This is a genomic window from Flavobacterium sp. PL002 (assembly GCF_054165825.1).
The window spans coordinates 299,233-314,096 of the sequence record NZ_CM135110.1; the positions used below are offsets into that span (position 1 = coordinate 299,233).

Sequence of the window (14,864 nt, forward strand, 5' to 3'; positions counted from 1 at the left end):
TGTTTTTACATCATAAATAATTAAAACATCACTTTATTGCAATCCTTTTAAAGCATCAATAAGCAAGTCTATATCTTCTTTAGTATTATAATGGCTAAAAGATATTCGAAGACTCGGTTTTTTTAAATCTTCGAGCGAAAGCATTTCAGCAAGTACATGAGAAGGCCTAATACTACCGCTTTGACAAGCGCTACCTCTTGATACCGCAATTCCTTTCATATCTAAATGAAAGAGTATCATAGCTGTTTTATCTGCTGCGAAAGGCAATAATACATTTAGAATATTATAAAATCCATTAGCGTCTCCATTTACAATAAAACCAGGTAACGAAGCAGTCAATTGTTCTAATAAGTAGGTTTTTAATCCTTGAATGTGCTTTTTTTCCTGATCAAGGTTGGCATAAGAAAGTGTCAATGCTTTTGCCATTCCTGCAATTTGATGCACTGCTTCTGTTCCTGCGCGCAATCCTTTTTCTTGCTCACCGCCAAAAAACATTGGCTGCAGCCCAGAGTTTTTCCTAACAAAAGCAAAACCTACTCCTTTAGGACCATGAAATTTATGTGCACTTGCCGCAATAAAGTCAATAGGAATTTCTTGTAAATCCAAGACTTGCTTTCCTATAGACTGAACAGTATCCGAATGAAATAACACATTGTGTTCCTTACATATTTGACCTACTCTAGCCAAGTCTAAAACAGTTCCTACTTCATTATTAACATGCATTAAACTCACTAATGTTTTAGCTGGATTAGCCAGTAACTCTACTAAATTAGTAATATCAATACTACCGTCTGGTTTGACCGCAACGTAGTCCACTTGAATTGCAAATTCCTTCTCTAATAACATTACTGTATGCAAAACCGCATGATGCTCAATCTTACTAGTGATGATTCGGGTTACTTTCAAGTCTTTTACCGCCGAACGTAAAATCCAGTTGTCTGCTTCAGTACCACAAGAAGTAAAAATTATTTCTTGAGCAGGGACATTGAGTTCTTTAGCAATTGCTTTTCGAGACAATTCTAATACACTTTTGGCATTTCGACCAAAACTGTGTGTAGATGATGGATTACCATAATCCTCAGCCATAACTTTAGTCATTTCTTCAATGACCTCTGGTCGTATTGCTGTTGTTGATGCGTTATCGAGGTATACTTTTTTCATTGCTGCAAAGTTAATGAAATATCAATTATGAATTCTCCAATATTAATTGTCATTTTTTTAGCTATTTTTGTATCAAATTAAATATACAATGAAAAGAGTACTAGGTCTATTGGTTTTTGTGATGCTTTTTAATAGCTGCGATGATGGAAATTTAATACAAGAGGACATCAGTTTTGAAGATGTTACAGCAACACAAAGTTGTACTGATAATGATGTAATTTATAAATTAAAAGATAATGAAGCGCTACTAGTTGAAATTCCGAGCGTAAATTTCACTGATGAAGATTCTGATCTTACTGAAACAACATTAACAATAAGCAGCACCACTAATCGCGTAGTATATCGTTTTTACAATGGTACAGTAACGGCAGATAATATTTGTGAAACTATCCCGCCAATAACTCCCGCTGTTACTGATCAATGGATAGCAACTGGTGGTACAATCGTTATCACCAAAGAAGCCAAAAAAGAAACCGATGCTACTGACAACAGCACTAGAATTTCAGGATACAGCCACAATATAGTTTTTAAAAACATTACTTTTTCTAAAAGTACAGGAGGAACACAAGTATATGATGTCTTTAATTTTGGAAGTTATGTGACTACTGCAACAACATTACCTTTTGGTTTTGACGAGACAAAAGCGTTAAATAAATGCAGTACCAATGATCAAGTTTATAAATTTACTACCGGCGAAGCAATGGAGCTTTCTATTGATCCATCATTAATTATTAATGAAATCACTGTTGCTAATTCCCCTCGAAAAGGAATTATTGGAACCACTCAAAACAAACTAACATACCGTTTATTTACAGCTGGTTTACTAACTGCAGACTATTTTTGTAACGCAACAACTCCTGCTACTCCAACAGTAAATCAAGAATGGAATGGTGTAGCTGGAGTTACTGACAAAACCGGACTTATTGAAGTAACCACCACCACTAGTGGGCCATCTAGTTTCAAGCATACCATTGTATTAAAAAATACTACTTTAAGTAAAGGGAATTACAGTTTTTCACTTGGAGATAATTATACTTTGGGCGTACTTTATACGAGTAATTAATTACTCAAATTAATAATGTACAAGCATAAAAAAACCATTTTGTAGTACTACAAAATGGTTTTTTTTATATGAATATTAAAGCTCTTATTTACTGTTTTGCTTGATAAAAACTTCAGTAGCTCCTTGACCATATTTTTGGTAGTTAGCTTCTTTAAAATCAATATTATCATACCTACCTAATAAAAAATCCAGTTCAGCTTTTAAAATTCCTTCCCCCACGCCATGTATAAAAACAATCTTTGGGATGCGATTACGAATTGCAAATTCAATATGTCTTTTTGCCGTATCCGCTTGTAAAGTTAGAATATCATAATTAGACATTCCCTGTTTATTTTTCACTAGCTTTTCTATATGTAAATCAAATTCAGGAACAATACCTTCGCCTTTATCTTTGCGTTCTTTAACAAAACTTCGTGGTTTTGGGATCTCTTTCTCCTTTGTGATTTCATCTATATTGATTCTTTTAATAGAATCCATTAAATTACTGGCTCCGTTCACCTTAAGCAACTCGTTGACAAGAAACGTCATCATGAACCCATCCTCAGTTTCTATAGTAACATCGTTCCCTTTTACTGAAATCACTATGCCATTTATTGCCTCATCAAGTACTGAAACACTATCTCCTTTACTAAACATCTTTATCGTCTTTTTCTTGATTTTTACTCGGTGTTTTTGCACTTAATTGCATCATTCCAAACATAAAGATGGCAATAGCAATTACGGTTACATATACATTCTTGTCAGTGCTCACTTGCTCATAAAAAGCAACAATGATCGCAATTATCATTATAGGAATTATAAACTTTTTCATATCTTTATCTATCAGAATCCAAAAGTAACAAATTTAATATAGCTTCGTTTATTTAAGCATATCTTTCCTGAAATTTTATAAACGCAATTTTAAAAACAATTGATGAATTTAGAAAAATACATGCTGCCTTGTTTAAGTAAAACACTCTTTGGAGTAGAATGTTTGGGTTGTGGATTTCAACGTGCTTTTTTACTTTTATTTCAAGGAGAATTTATTGCTTCTTTTAAAATGTATCCTGCCATTTTTACCACCTTAATTTTTCTATTTTCTTGGGGATTAACATTTATTTTTAAAGGAATTTTTTCTCAAAAAACCATTCTAATTTTAGCCTTTATAAATGTCGTTTTTATGATTTTAGGATATGCTTATCGCCACTATTAAATGTGATTCTTTTTAAAATATTATTTATTGATCTTACTCAAAATATCATTCATCATTTCGATTTGGATTTTTTGAATCTCAATTAATTCTTCTTGCTGATGCATCACTAAATGATCTAATTTTTCATGGAGTAATCTAATTTCAAGTTCTGATTTTAGATTGATCATATAATCTTTTTTGCCACGTTCTCTATCTTTTTCTTCTTGACGGTTTTGACTCATCATAATTATTGGCGCTTGAAAAGCAGCAACACATGACAAAATTAAATTCAATAAAATAAATGGATAGGGATCAAAACCATTATTGGACAAAAAATAAATATTAGATAAAATCCATATCACAATAAAGAAACCAAAAAGCGAAATAAAACGCCAACTTCCACCAAAGTCGGCTACTTTATCAGCAATAACTTGACCGTACGATCTTAGTTCAACTTCATCTTCAACTTGAGAGACTAAAGACTCTTCTTTATTAAAATCAATCACAAGATCCGATTCTAAACTCGACAACTCCCCTATTTCTTTTTGTAAAAAATTAGCAATGTATTTCTCTCGATACAAGTTCAGCTCTCCCACTGATAAAGATTGTGCATTATTAAAATCTGGATAATCTTTATTAATTAATGCCATGATTGGGTTTCTAATCATCGTTCCTAGCACCCTTTGACTTATAGAAAATTCTTTATTTGAGAGACCACTTATGAAAGTCGTTTTTAATTTCATTATACTTTTTTTATACCTATTTAATGTAACAGTCGTTCTAAACAAACAACTTCTCTTTTGGATTAAAAGTACAAAAAAAAGAGTCTGTTCTAAAACAATTTAAACTACAGTTGTTAAATAAAAACTAAAAAGAGCGCAAACAAAAAAGTGCCTAACGTTAAGCATACTAAAATCCAAAATAGTTCAATATATTTGTAAAGCATTATATTAGAAAAAGCAATTATGTACCGCAGCAACCTTTTCACTAACACCTCTAAAAGCTTAATAGCTTTCTTGCATTATTGTTGTTGCTGCAACTAATACAATGCCTTATTCATCCTTTTTTATATTAACAATTCAATCCTATAATCGTGACGAAAGATCAGATTATCCAAAATATTAGTGCTTTAAAAAGCCATACTTCTATCAACTACGGAATAAAAACTAAAACAGAAGTTTTTACAGAACAATTATTCTATACTTTGTTTGACACCAATGCCCCTCTTGAAGAAAGCATTGACGAACTCGAAAAACGCTTTAAAGAGGTTGCCTTAATTGCATGTAAAAAACCCAAAGGAGATTGTGAATCTATGTGGAAAAGTTTTCTAGACCAATTGCCTCTTGTACTAGAAATGCTAAATAAAGACGCCCATTATATTTTAGAAAACGACCCTGCCTCAAACAGCATCGAAGAAGTCTATTTAGCCTATCCCGGTTTTTATGCTATTGCAATCTACAGGTTAAGCCACGTTTTATACAATTTAGATTTATTACTATTTTCTAGATTGATGAGCGAATATGCTCATCGCATCACTGGAACAGATATTCACGCTGGCGCAAAAATTGATTCTCCTTTCTTTATCGATCACGCCACCGGAATCGTAATTGGAGAAACTGCAGAAATAGCTAAAAATGTCAAAATATATCAAGGAGTAACTCTTGGCGCACTAAGCGTTAGCAAAGAAATGAAAAACGCTAAAAGGCACCCTACCGTTGAAGAGGGTGTATGTATTTATGCCAATGCCACTATCCTTGGTGGAACGACCGTAATAGGTAAAAAAAGTATCATAGGAGGAAATGCTTGGGTAACTAAATCAATTCCACCAAAATCAATGGTGCTAAATACTACAACAACCGAAGTAAAAATTAAAGAGATCAAATAATATGAAACCTCAAAATATATTAGACCTTATAGGAAACACTCCGCTAGTCGAGACTGTTAACTTGGTTAAAAATAAAAATGTAAAACTTTTACTAAAACTTGAAGGTAATAATCCTGGCGGAAGTGTGAAGGATAGGGCTGCCTACAACATGATTGCATCGGCTCTAGAACGTGGCGATATTAAAAAAGGGGACAAGCTAATTGAAGCCACCAGCGGAAATACCGGAATTGCCTTAGCCATGATCGCACAGTTAATGAATATTGATATTGAATTAATCCTTCCGGAAGATTCCACTAAGGAACGCACACAAACTATGAGAGCGTATGGAGCTACAGTAATCTTAACTCCCGCCAAAGAAGGAATTTTAGGCTCTAGAGACTATGCCGATAAAAAAGTAGCCGAAGGAGGTTACATCATGCTCAACCAGTTTGCGAATGATGATAACTGGAAAGCGCATTACAAAACTACAGGTCCTGAGATATGGAATGACACCGAAGGTACTGTAACGCACTTTGTATCTGCAATGGGAACTACAGGAACAATCATGGGAACCTCAACTTATTTGAAAGAGAAAAACCCAGCCATACAAATCGTAGGAGCACAACCTAGTGATGGCTCGCAAATTCCAGGGATTAGAAAATGGCCAAAAGAATACTTGCCGAAAATTTTTGATTCCTCAAAAGTGGATCGTGTGGTTGAAGTAAGCGAAGATGAAGCACGCGCTATGACCAAACGTTTAGCTCTTGAAGAAGGTGTTTTTGCTGGAATGAGTAGTGGTGGTTCTGTAGCAACAGCGCTTAAAATTGCCGAAGAATTAGAATCGGGTGTAATCGTAGCTATTATTTGCGATCGCGGTGATCGCTATTTATCCTCAGACTTGTTTGACTAAATCCTATTTCTAATGATCCAAATTATACGAACAACCCCAGACAATCCTGACTTCATTCAATTAATTGCCTTACTTGATAAAGACATTCAAGAACGAGACGGTGATGAACATGTTTTTTTTGCTCAATTCAATAAAACAGATAACATCAAAAATGCTATTGTTGTCTACGACAACCAAATTGCGGTAGGCTGCGGTGCTTTTAAATTTTACAAAGAAGATGTTGCCGAAATAAAAAGAATGTTTGTAGATCCAAAAACTCGAGGAAAAGGAATTGCTTCAAAAATTTTAACCGAATTAGAATCTTGGGCAAGAGAAGAAAACTATAAAAGTTGTATTCTAGAAACGGGGCATAAATATCCCGAAGCCGTTGCTCTCTATATAAAAAATGGTTTTGCTATAACAGAAAATTATGGTCAATATGAAAATATCGAAGATAGTATTTGTTTCCAAAAACAGCTTTAGTAGTATAAAAAACAAGGCATCACTGAATTTAGTAACGCCTTGTTTAATAATAATAACAGCTTAAGCCAATGTAGCTGTCGATGTAATTTTAGTATTCAATAACTTCGAAATTGGGCAATTTTTCTCTGCCTTTGTTACTAATTCTTGAAAATCAGTATCGGTGATTCCTTTAATTTTTGCATGAACCGTTAAATGGGATCCTACAACGCTTCCATCTTGGAAATCGATGTCACATTTTGTTGTTATACTTTCAATTTCGTGTCCTGCTTCACCCACAAAAGCCGATAATTGCATTGTGAAACAACCTGAATGCGCTGCTGCAATTAACTCTTCAGGGTTTGTTCCTACTCCATCTTCAAAACGAGTTTTAAAAGAATATTGTGCATTATCTAATGTTTTACTTTCTGTTGATATTTTTCCAGCACCCTCTTTTAGAGAACCTGTCCATACTGCGGTTGCATTTCTTTTCATAATATTTTTTTTTTAATTTACTCAAATTTAACGCTTTAAAACGTACTAAAATACTCTAGATTCAGTTTTAACGTAAATTTAAAACAGCTTTACAAATGATAACGCAACTCTTAAACAAGAGTCCCTTTTGCAACAGCGTTCTAAAAAATAAAGAAACTTTAAGATTTAAAGCAACTACAACTATTAAGTTTTCTTTAACTAACCAAAATATTATACTGAACGCACAAACTTGTTTATTACTTTAAAATAAAAAACCCAATCCTAAAATCAGGATTGGATTTTTAAATAAATTATAAATTACTTTTATTTTAAAACAGTAAATATAATTTTCGAATCATCATACACTCGCTGTGTTTGCTTTTTAAAATCTTCGGGTTTTGCATAGAAGATATTATCGACATAAGTTTGCGGGTTTAAGTCAATCAAAGGGAACCAAGTACTTTGAATTTGGATCTGGATTTTGTGTCCCTTCTTAAACGTATGCATCACATCCTGTAATTTGATATTCACAGCTGTTTTTTGATTGGCTACAAAAGGTTCTGGATTGATAAAACTATTTCTAAAACGACCACGCATCACCTCGCTACGTACCATCATGTGGTAATTGCTCATTTTTAAATAAGGAGCTACATCGGCAGTTTCTGGTTCATCGTCTGGAAAAACATCAATTACTTTTACAATCCAATCCGAGTCGGTTCCTGATGTAGAAACTTGTAATTGTGCCAAAATTTCTCCAGCCAAAGTCGTTGCTTCGGTTAACCTTTCAGTTTCAAAAACCAAAACATCTGGGCGTCTTGCAGCAAAACGCTGATCGTCGGTCATGTATTTTCTAGGTGTAATCCCTTTTTGATTGATGTCTTCAGTAAAAGGCACCGGTTTTTTAGGATCACTAATAAATTCTTGAAATGCACCGTCTTTTTTATCTGTGGCAGTTAATTTATTTTCAGCCAAATAAAAGCTTTCTTTTGCTGTATTTTTTGGAGGCCAAACATCATAGGTTTTCCAATCTTTAGAACCTGTATCAAACACATACGCTTCTGGTAGTTTGTTCTCCCCTTTTCCGTTGTCTTTTAAAAAATGATGAAAAAAGTTGGCTTCAATATTTTTTTGATAAAAACCAGAAATACTATCCCCAAATTTTATATTTCCAATTGTAGCTGTCGCCGAATTTCTAGCCCAATCGCCATGACTCCAAGGTCCCATAACGATAGTATTGTAGTTTTTACTCGTTTTTTCAATAGCTTGGTAAGTGTTTAAAGGACCATATAAATCCTCGGCATCAAACCATCCTCCTACAATCATTACGGCAGGTTTAATATTTTTTAAATGTTGTAGAATGCCGCGCTTTTGCCAGAAATCATCATAATTAGAATGGTCTTTAAGCTGTTGCCAAAATTCATTGTCTTTTCCATAATATTTATCCAAGTTTGTCAATGGACCAGCATCAAGGAAGAACTGGTAATCGTCCTTTGTTCCTATATCTGGCAATTGGTACCAAGACTTGGTCGTTTTCTCCGTTTTTTGAATACCAAATAATGGTGTTGCTTTCCAATAACTCAATAAATAAGCTCCATTGTGATGGAAATCATCAAAAAAGAAATCGCTAATACACGCCTGAGGCGAAACCGCTTTTAAAGCAGGATGATTGCTCAACAGCGAATAAGTAGAGTAAAACCCTGGGTATGAAATTCCCCACACTCCTACATTTCCATTGTTGTTCTCCACATTTTTTATTAACCAGTCAATAGTGTCGTAAGTATCCGAGGCTTCGTCTACTTGTGTTTTTTCTTTTTTATTTGGTATAAAAGCGCGCATATTGTCATACAAACCGTCGCTCATCCATCGCCCGCGTACGTCTTGATATACTACAATATAACCTTCCTTCATCATCGTTTCACTGGGACCAATGCTCTTTTTGAACTCGGTTGCACCATAAGGAGCACAGCTATATGGCGTGCGTTGCATGATGATAGGATATTTTTTTGAGGTATCTTTTGGGCTGTAAATGGCCGTAAACAAGGTGTTCCCGTCGCGCATTTTAATACTAACTTCTTTTTTAGTGTAGTGCTCCCCTACCGTACTTGGTGTATTGTCCTGAGCAAAAACAGTGGCCGTAATTGCGAAAAACGCAATAAATAATAGTTTTTTCATGTAAATAATAGCTAATTATAGAAACGTAAAGATATTACGTTTAATGCTATAACAAAACTTAGTGTAAAAGAATTTATCAGCATTATTATGGATGTTATAATTAAAGTAGCTTATAGTCTATATATTTGGCTGTGTCCCTCTTTCACTATCGTTACAGTGGGTCGGGTCATTCGCTGTATCTTTTATTGCATTCCATTTCATAAAAGGATGCCGCTGCTACCCCTCACAGAAAAATGATTCCGTATCATAAAACCCTAAACATAAAAATGGCTATACCTCCTAGAAAGTATAGCCATTTGTACCTATGAATCTAGTACGTTAATTTACCAGTATTTTAATCACTTTGTATTGAGACACTTTGCTATTTATTTTACAAAAGTAGATTCCTGAACTCAAATTAGCTTTAGTAAGCTCCACTTGATTTTGACCTTCCTGAGCATCAACAGTGATTTTTTTAACTACTTTTCCTGAAACGTCATTGATATCGATACTAATTTTTTCTTGCTCCTTTGCATTAAAATGAAGTACGGCTTTATCAGTAATTGGATTTGGTGTTACAAAAACCGAATTCCTATTTTCTCCATCATATTCTGTTACAGATAAACTCACTTCTTTAGAGAATTGAATCGCTTGTAAATCCATTTCCTTAACGGTTGATTTTCCGTCAGCGGCAGTCATTTTGAACACAATTGTTTTAACATCGTCTAAAACTAAAGGCGTTCCAGAACTTGAAGTAAACTCAGAAAACGGAATAGCAAAATCTTGTAGATTATCCGTCAAAATAATGCTTGCCTTGTATTGGTCTTCCCAATTTTGAATACTGTTTTTTACAAAAGTGATTTCTAATATTCCAGTTCCTTTTCCTTTTAATCGAAAGCTTTTATAAGCCGATAAATCAACCGGTCTAAATCGAGCAGTTAAAGCTCTATAAGCAGCAACATAATCCGTAGTAGTTGCGGTTAAACTTAAATTCCTTTCAATTGGAAAACTTTCACTATCAAATGCGGTTTCATTAGGTATTATAGCATAATGACCTACAACTGTATTTGCCTCAGGAGCATCAACACCCCACGGTCCATCTGACATAAATAAATCATCAGGAGTTGCTACGCCATCTCCTATTCTAAACCCAATATCAAATAAGTTTCCTGTTTCAATATCTAGCGTACTGATGTATTTTTTATCTAAATCTATCGAAGATGTGATTTTTACCTCATCACTTGTTTCTGTCTTTCTCAGTCCTGCATCAAAATTAACTAGATTTGTTGCATTTGTATTTACAATTTGCATCTCTAATTTTCCATTGTTGTATTTTCCTTTTCGAACAAAAACCGTAGGTGGCGATGAAAGCTCATAACTCGAAATTTCTTTTTGAGCATTTATTAAATAAACCACCTGATCTCCTAAGCTATATAAATCATCGATAGAATTACTCCAAATTTGGAAATTATAAAAACCAATATTTTTCTCGTATTTATCTAAATTCCAATGACTCTCCAAACCAAAGTTAGCACCTCCATTAGTGTTTTTTACAGCAATACTCAATACATACTCAATCGTATTGTCGGCATTTTTAATTATGGTTTTAATAAAAGGTTGTTCCTGAATATCAATTGTAGAAACTGAAATTATTTGGGCTCCTAACAAGCGATCACAAATAAACTTAGTATGCTCATAAACGCCGTTGTCTGTTTTTAAGGCTAGTATAGAAGCTACTGTTTTATTATTTCTGAGATAATCTACAGAGTAAACTTCAGATGCATTTGTAATTGCTAATAAATCCTCTGGTGTAGATTCAATCACACCATCTTCTTTTATTACTCCAAAGGGGATGTAATCTTTTAATGTTGAGCTGGCTGTTTTACGAGCATATTTAGAAGATTTAGAAACTTTTTTAGCTGTTGTTTTATCAAACTTATACGCTTTTTTTAGACGATCAAAATTTCGTTTATTTATTTGTTCCGAAAGGCGACTATTACTTTCTAATCCCCCGTCATTTCCTCCAGAAACATTTGTTTCAAGAACAGGACAAGAAGCATACCCTGAGCACGAAGGGTCATCGCAATCAATCAAACCATCACCATCATCATCAATACCGTTATCACATATTTCTTGAGGCACTGAAGCTGTGGGACAGCGAGCACCATCGTTACTAGAACTTGAAGGTCCAAAAGCAAATAAGTTAGAATTCATTGTAGTAGTACCATCTAAATCTTGAACTGCTCTAATTACATAAACCGTCCCCGTTTGATTTGCCGAAACATAAAAGCTTCCTGATAAATCAAAATAAACGGCCCCGTAGGTATATTTATTTCCGTTAAGAATAGGCACAACACCCAGATCATCAACTAAGCCAGTTTCTGGATGAATACGGTACAAAATATTTGTGGTTTGCTCCACAGTATATAAATTTCCATCCAAAGAATTAAAAGCCCAGTCATGAACATTCATGCTTGTAGAAAGTTCAAATTCTCCTAAATATTGTGTGTATGTAGCAGATGCTGGATCTAGATCTACTTTATAATATGTTTTACCACCCGCCTTAAAAAAATAAATTCCGTTAGGACTTACATCCCCCACGTATTTATTACCACTAGTTAGCTCTGGTATTGTGAAAACGGTAGTTGTAAAGTTTTTACCTATCCTAACAATCGAATTTGAAGGTGAAGATAAAAACCCCCATATATAACCATCTTTAGGATTATAACCCGCGCCATTGATGTTTCCTGGAGTAACATCAGCAGCAACTAATATGGAATTACCCGAAGCTAAATCTATCGCATAAACATCATTATTCTGGAACAGATAGGCATTAAAATCACAGTTAAAAGGAATCTCCTGTGCGCTAGCTTTACCGCTATAAAAAGCAAAAATACCTAACAATATTGTTTGCATTAATTTGTGTAAAATTCTATTCATAATATATCTTTTAAGATTAAATCAGAATAAAATTACCAAATATTTATGTAAATCGGTTTAGTTATTAGTCCTTATCAAAGCAAATCAACGATGAATAACCATTTACTGTCGATGAATTGCGTTAAAAAATATTTTTTGCTAAAATTTTCTTACCAAGGAATTGGCCCGTAGTCTTTTAAGAATTTCCCGCTCCAGTGTTTCCCCGTATTGATACCGTCAAATAAAGGGTCCATTACTCTGGCTGCTCCATCTACAATATCTAATGGTGGCTGAAAATCCTCAAGGTCTTGTTTCTTTTTAGCCAATTCTGCTGGATCTTCATCAGTTACCCAACCTGTATCTACTGCATTCATGAAAATTCCGGCTTTCGCCAATTCACCTGCGGCAGTATGTGTTAACATATTTAAGGCTGCTTTAGCCATATTAGTATGTGGATGGCGCGCTTCTTTAAAAAAGCGGTGAAACTTTCCTTCCATTGCTGATACGTTTATGATGTGTTTTTGTCCTGTATTGTCTTTCTTCATCAGTTCCGAAAGACGATTGCATAATACAAAAGGAGCAACGGAATTAACTAATTGTACTTCTATCATTTCAGTTGTTTCAATCTGACCCAATTTTAATCTCCAACTATTAGTTTTACGTAAATCTACTTGTTGTAAATCAGCATCAAGTTCTCCTTCCGGAAAAACTTCTGTCGCTACAAGTGCATTGTCAAAGGAATACGGAATTTGTGATAATTTGGCGGAAGCCCGCAACCCTATCCCAGGCTCAGGACCATGCCAAGTCACCGGCATATTTTGGTTAGAAGAAGCACCAGAAGTCAGCACTTTCAACTCATCTAAACAGTTGGTATGATCTAGTAGCAATCCTTGTACGGCTATGGGTAAAGAAGCAATAGGACGCTCCTCATTTGCAATCATGTGTGTATAAAATCCTGCAGGACGACGCACTGTTTGCGCTGCATTATTAATTAAAATGTCCAGACGATCGTATTTTTGTTCGATAAAATTACAGAAAATTTCTACTGACGGAATGTGTCTTAAATCCAAGCCGTGAATTTTTAAGCGGTCTCCCCAATCCATAAAATCTAGTTCTTTAGAAAAACGCAAAGCCGAATCTACAGGAAAACGTGTGGTAGCAATAACTGTTGCCCCTCCGCGTAAAAGCATTAAAGAAATATGATAACCAATCTTTAATCTAGAGCCTGTAATCACTGCTACTTGGCCTTTGACATCAGCTGTTTGAAAACGCTTGGCATAATTAAAATCCCCGCAATCTGTACACATTGTGTCATAGAAATGATGCATTTTAGTAAATGGTGTTTTACATACGTAGCAATTTCTAGGCGTTTCCAGTTCCTGTTGTTCTTTACTTTCTAATTCATTAAAAACAAGCAATTTTGGTGCTACAAAAACACTTGCCTCACGAGCATATCTAATTCCCGTTTCTTTACGTGCTGTTCTATCTTGCTTTTCCTTTTTACGCTTAGCAACTGCTTTACCGTCTTTTTTACGACGAGAAAGTTCGTCGCGATCTGGTCTTGAAAAAAGTCCCGCAGCCATAATCAAAGCAGTTCTTTGGTCTTTTGGAATGTCAAATATTTGCTCTGTATTTGCGTTCAACTGTGTGAGAACGGCAATACAACGGCTTATCTCTTCCGATGTGATTACTCCTTCATGTATTTGTTCTTCATTCATCATCTTCTGAAATTTTAATGCTATTGATTTTGAGAGCGCAAATATAGTTTTTTTTGATCTGACTCAATTTTGAACTGATAAGTATCTTTTAAACTTTAAAAAGCCAACTCACATTCACTCATAAACTTTGTACCTTTGTGCCTTTTGAAGTTTATAAAACTATGTGGTTCCAAATAAAATCTTACCTAAAATTCCTTTGGCATTCTAAGAACGAACATGCCGTGCATTCGCCTTTTGTATTTACATTAATTACTAAGTGTTTTTATGACAAAAAGGAGAAACCGGAATACGCGGTTTTAAAACAATACCGAAAAGCACTTTTAACCAATACAAATACTATTGAAGTAACCGACTTTGGTGCGGGATCTCGTGTTTTCAAATCGAATACTCGAGCGGTAGCACAAATTGCAAAGACAGCAGGGATTACGAAAAAAAGAGCCGAATTGTTATTGAGAATTGTACGTTATTTTGAATCGGATACAATTTTAGAAATAGGTACTTCATTAGGATTAGCCACCGCAGCTTTATCACTGGGAAATAAAAACGCAACAATAATAACACTTGAAGGTTGTCCTGAAACGAGCGGAGTTGCGCAAAATCAATTTAAAAATTTCAATTTAACCAATGTTAATTCGGTAGTAATTGAGTTTACTTCTTATCTAGAAAAAAAAGATTTGGCATTAGCGTCAGCAACAACTAATTCAGAAAAAAATAAAGAGGGTTATTCTTTAATCTATTTTGATGGCAATCACTCTAAAAAAGCAACTTTAGATTATTTTGAACTTTTATTACCAACTATTACCAATGAAACGGTCTGGATATTTGATGATATTCACTGGTCAGCAGCCATGGAAGAAGCTTGGGAAATAATAAAGCAACACCCTAAAGTTTCCGTAACGATTGATACCTTTCAATGGGGATTAGTATTTTTTAGACACGAACAACCCAAAGAGCATTTTATAATTAGAACCTAGTCAATTATTTTTACATCTAAA

14 protein-coding genes are annotated in these 14,864 nt (G+C 34.4%); 6 read left to right on the forward strand and 8 right to left on the reverse strand.

Features of this window, described 5'->3' with window-relative positions; translation table 11 throughout:
• Positions 1 to 33 precede the first annotated feature (33 nt).
• Complete coding sequence (locus ACVEGE_RS01255; RefSeq protein WP_173854283.1) at positions 34 to 1,161, reverse strand: cysteine desulfurase family protein; 1,128 nt, start codon at positions 1,159 to 1,161, stop codon at positions 34 to 36.
• Between the two features lie 88 nt (positions 1,162 to 1,249).
• On the opposite strand from ACVEGE_RS01255, the gene ACVEGE_RS01260 reads away from it, so the two are divergent.
• Positions 1,250 to 2,224: a hypothetical protein gene (locus ACVEGE_RS01260; protein ID WP_192500270.1), complete on the forward strand. Its 975-nt coding sequence runs from the start codon at positions 1,250 to 1,252 to the stop codon at positions 2,222 to 2,224.
• An 84-nt stretch (positions 2,225 to 2,308) separates the two neighbouring features.
• Here the strand turns inward: ACVEGE_RS01260 and ACVEGE_RS01265 are convergent, their stop codons facing one another.
• Both ACVEGE_RS01265 and ACVEGE_RS01270 read right to left on the reverse strand, forming a co-directional pair.
• Positions 2,309 to 2,860, reverse strand: coding sequence for a Smr/MutS family protein (locus ACVEGE_RS01265; RefSeq protein ID WP_192500271.1), 552 nt, complete (start codon positions 2,858 to 2,860; stop codon positions 2,309 to 2,311).
• Positions 2,853 to 3,035, reverse strand: a complete 183-nt coding sequence (locus ACVEGE_RS01270) for a hypothetical protein (RefSeq protein ID WP_192500272.1) — start codon at positions 3,033 to 3,035, stop codon at positions 2,853 to 2,855. Before ACVEGE_RS01270 ends, ACVEGE_RS01265 begins: the two co-directional genes overlap by 8 nt.
• A gap of 102 nt (positions 3,036 to 3,137) precedes the next feature.
• Here ACVEGE_RS01270 and ACVEGE_RS01275 point away from each other — a divergent pair, with 102 nt between their 5' ends.
• Positions 3,138 to 3,416, forward strand: a complete 279-nt coding sequence (locus tag ACVEGE_RS01275; RefSeq protein ID WP_173854290.1) for a DUF2752 domain-containing protein — start codon at positions 3,138 to 3,140, stop codon at positions 3,414 to 3,416.
• A gap of 20 nt (positions 3,417 to 3,436) precedes the next feature.
• Here ACVEGE_RS01275 and ACVEGE_RS01280 read toward each other — a convergent pair whose 3' ends face one another.
• Positions 3,437 to 4,138, reverse strand: coding sequence for a DUF1003 domain-containing protein (locus ACVEGE_RS01280; protein ID WP_173854292.1), 702 nt, complete (start codon positions 4,136 to 4,138; stop codon positions 3,437 to 3,439).
• Positions 4,139 to 4,488: 350 nt separating this feature from the next.
• Between ACVEGE_RS01280 and epsC the strand changes: the two genes are divergently transcribed.
• The 3 genes from epsC to ACVEGE_RS01295 are packed head-to-tail and all read left to right on the forward strand — an operon-like array spanning position 4,489 to position 6,631.
• Positions 4,489 to 5,280, forward strand: coding sequence for a serine O-acetyltransferase EpsC (gene epsC, locus ACVEGE_RS01285; protein WP_173854294.1), 792 nt, complete (start codon positions 4,489 to 4,491; stop codon positions 5,278 to 5,280).
• 1 nt (position 5,281) lies between these two features.
• Positions 5,282 to 6,169, forward strand: coding sequence for a cysteine synthase CysM (gene cysM / locus ACVEGE_RS01290; RefSeq protein ID WP_192500273.1), 888 nt, complete (start codon positions 5,282 to 5,284; stop codon positions 6,167 to 6,169).
• Positions 6,170 to 6,181: 12 nt separating this feature from the next.
• The gene (locus ACVEGE_RS01295) at positions 6,182 to 6,631 is read left to right on the forward strand and encodes a GNAT family N-acetyltransferase (protein ID WP_192500274.1); all 450 of its coding nucleotides are present in this window, start codon (positions 6,182 to 6,184) and stop codon (positions 6,629 to 6,631) included.
• Positions 6,632 to 6,691: 60 nt separating this feature from the next.
• Here the strand turns inward: ACVEGE_RS01295 and ACVEGE_RS01300 are convergent, their stop codons facing one another.
• The 4 genes from ACVEGE_RS01300 to ACVEGE_RS01315 form a co-directional block, all read right to left on the reverse strand.
• Positions 6,692 to 7,102 carry an OsmC family protein gene (locus ACVEGE_RS01300; RefSeq protein WP_192500275.1) on the reverse strand — a complete coding sequence of 137 codons (411 nt, stop codon included), beginning with the start codon at positions 7,100 to 7,102 and terminating at the stop codon, positions 6,692 to 6,694.
• A gap of 303 nt (positions 7,103 to 7,405) precedes the next feature.
• Positions 7,406 to 9,253: a CocE/NonD family hydrolase gene (locus ACVEGE_RS01305; RefSeq protein WP_192500276.1), complete on the reverse strand. Its 1,848-nt coding sequence runs from the start codon at positions 9,251 to 9,253 to the stop codon at positions 7,406 to 7,408.
• A gap of 318 nt (positions 9,254 to 9,571) precedes the next feature.
• Positions 9,572 to 12,172, reverse strand: coding sequence for a T9SS type A sorting domain-containing protein (locus tag ACVEGE_RS01310; RefSeq protein ID WP_192500277.1), 2,601 nt, complete (start codon positions 12,170 to 12,172; stop codon positions 9,572 to 9,574).
• Positions 12,173 to 12,321: 149 nt separating this feature from the next.
• The gene (locus ACVEGE_RS01315) at positions 12,322 to 13,869 is read right to left on the reverse strand and encodes an SDR family NAD(P)-dependent oxidoreductase (RefSeq protein ID WP_192500320.1); all 1,548 of its coding nucleotides are present in this window, start codon (positions 13,867 to 13,869) and stop codon (positions 12,322 to 12,324) included.
• A 161-nt stretch (positions 13,870 to 14,030) separates the two neighbouring features.
• Between ACVEGE_RS01315 and ACVEGE_RS01320 the strand changes: the two genes are divergently transcribed.
• Entirely contained in the window at positions 14,031 to 14,843 is an 813-nt protein-coding gene (locus tag ACVEGE_RS01320) for an O-methyltransferase (protein ID WP_192500278.1), read from the forward strand.
• Positions 14,844 to 14,864 lie beyond the last annotated feature (21 nt).